This window comes from Psychrobacillus sp. (genome assembly GCF_056205495.1).
This window is the reverse complement of record NZ_JBAEAP010000147.1, coordinates 1-2,743: the sequence shown is the minus strand read 5'-3', so window position 1 is coordinate 2,743 and position 2,743 is coordinate 1. Positions and strand designations below refer to the sequence as shown.

Annotated in this window: 1 protein-coding gene and 1 pseudogene; one reads left to right on the top strand and one right to left on the bottom strand. The window is 36.6% G+C overall.

What is annotated here, in order from left to right; genetic code table 11:
* A pseudogene (locus tag AC06OU_RS04370) lies at nucleotides 1–121 on the top strand (transposase); the annotation flags it as partial.
* Nucleotides 122–816: 695 nt separating this feature from the next.
* On the opposite strand, the gene lepA reads toward AC06OU_RS04370, so the two are convergent.
* Nucleotides 817–2,646, bottom strand: a complete 1,830-nt coding sequence (lepA, locus tag AC06OU_RS04365; RefSeq protein ID WP_475854223.1) for a translation elongation factor 4 — start codon at nucleotides 2,644–2,646, stop codon at nucleotides 817–819.
* Nucleotides 2,647–2,743 lie beyond the last annotated feature (97 nt).

Sequence of the window (2,743 nt, the reverse complement as noted above, 5' to 3'; positions counted from 1 at the left end):
TTGAACAGTTGGTACCACAAGACCATCTTGTTCGTTAGATGCGGCAATTGATTTTTCCTTTATCTATCCATTGGTTGAAAACCTTTATTCGACAATAGGAAGACCTAGTATTGACCAGGTGGGACGCCCAGTCGTTGTTGCCACTGATGCAGCCTACAAGATATTTTTAGATGGTCTAACACATGTCATAAGTTGTCTCTAGGTTATTTTTAAAGCTCGTCAAATTTCAATCTATTATGCCAAATAGTATGAAAGACAATCATTCTGCAAGCATCAATTGATTTTTTAAAATGCGTTATTTAATCCAAATCTGTTTGAAATTTAATCAATAGTAAAATTTCTCATCAACAAGCACATTAATCCTACTTTTGTAAAGTAGATGTTGAAAGCTTTAAAGCCTGATATTCTTCAAAATTTTTCAATGGTATAAAAGAGTGAAGGTTTTGCAAGTAAGACCCTTATTATTTCCACACGGCATTAAATAACTCAATAATACACGCTGGTTATCCTAATAAGCTAATATACGAAAACCCTATGCAATATGTCAGAATTCCGAGTTATAAACGAAAAAAAACCACAGAGAGCGATTTAAAGATGCTCTCCATGGAATTAATAATTAGAATAACAATTTACTTAACGATAACAACTCTTTTTACATTCCATTTCACATTGGACTGGATATAGAAATGCGTAAGCGAAGTATGCGATTGAAATGGGGATTGAAATAACTTGCCACCCAAACCTAATTACGGTGGCAAGAGGGTGGCAAATGCTAATTATTTAAAATCATTAATATACGTTAAACCTTGGTATTACTTATTTATTCGGCTCATCCATCTTAAGGACTGCCATAAACGCTTCTTGAGGTACTTCTACAGAACCTACTTGTTTCATACGTTTTTTACCTTCTTTTTGCTTTTCAAGAAGTTTACGTTTACGTGAGATATCTCCCCCGTAACATTTAGCTAAAACGTTTTTACCCATGGATTTGATCGTAGATCGTGCAATAATTTTTTGTCCGACTGCTGCTTGAACTGGTACCTCAAACTGCTGTCTCGGAATTAGTGCTTTCAGCTTCTCAACAATCAGCTTCCCGCGCTCGTATGCAAAATCTCTGTGCACGATAAAGCTTAGAGCATCTACTTTTTCCCCGTTCAATAAAATATCCATTTTTTGTAGTTTAGATTCCTTGTAACCAATAAGCTCATAGTCAAAGGAAGCATAACCCTTAGTGCTGGATTTTAATGAATCAAAGAAATCATAGACTATCTCGGATAGTGGAATTTCATAGATAATATTTACACGAGCAGAAGATAAATAATCCATTGTGATGAAGTTACCACGCTTACGTTGGCATAGCTCCATAACAGATCCTACATAATCCTCTGGAACCATAATAGAGGCTTTAACATAAGGCTCCTCTATTGCGTCTACCTTTTGAACGTCTGGCATCATAGAAGGATTATCAACCTTTAAAGTTTCTCCACTAGTCAACTTTACATTATAAATAACGCTTGGTGCTGTCGTAATAAGATCAATTTTAAATTCGCGCTCGATACGTTCTTGAATTATCTCCATATGGAGCAATCCAAGGAAGCCACAGCGATACCCAAAACCTAAGGCTTGAGAAGATTCAGGTTCAAACTCTAGTGCTGAGTCATTTAGCTGTAATTTTTCTAATGCATCTCGAAGGTCATTATATTTAGAGTTATCAATTGGGTATAATCCACAGAACACCATTGGATTCATCTTACGGTAACCAGCTAATGCCACTTGTGCCGGATTATTCGCCAAAGTAATAGTATCCCCAACACTCGAATCGCCAACATCCTTCATAGAGGCTGTTAGGAAACCAACATCTCCGACAGTCAATTCATCACGTTGAGTAGTTCTAGGTGTGAAGACCCCTGTTTCAACAACATCAAATTCTTTGCCCGAGGCCATCATTTTAATGCGATCTCCAGGCCTTACGGTTCCTTGCATAATTCGAATATAAACAATTACACCACGGTATGGATCAAATAATGAGTCAAAAATCAATGCTTCTAAAGGTGCTTCTGGATCACCAGTTGGCGCAGGAACTTTTTCCACGATTTGCTCTAAAATTTCTTCTATACCAATACCAGCTTTTGCTGAGGCATGAACAGCTTCTGAAGCATCTAAACCAATTACTTCTTCCACTTCTTTTTTCACACGCTCTGGATCAGCTGCAGGTAAATCAATTTTATTGATAACTGGTAAAATCTCTAAATCGTTATCTAATGCAAGATAAACGTTAGCTAAGGTTTGTGCTTCAATTCCTTGTGCGGCATCTACAACTAAAATAGCTCCTTCACAGGCTGCTAAGCTTCTAGATACCTCATAAGTAAAATCGACATGTCCAGGGGTATCAATCAAATGGAAAATATATTCTTCCCCATCTTGTGCCAAATACTTTAGCTGAACTGCATTTAATTTAATTGTAATTCCACGTTCACTTTCAAGATCCATAGAGTCTAACAATTGGTCTTTCATTTCTCTAGATGTTAACGTCTTTGTTTTTTCTAAAATACGGTCAGCAAGCGTTGACTTCCCATGATCTATATGGGCGATTATAGAAAAGTTTCTTATCTTTTTCTGTCGTGCCAGTCTCTCTTCATTATTCATGCTTGTTCACTCCTAATTAAACTATTATGAATTATAGCAGTGAACAAGCGATACATCAATGTTAGGATGCATTTTAACAGCCAGTGACATGTGAAAC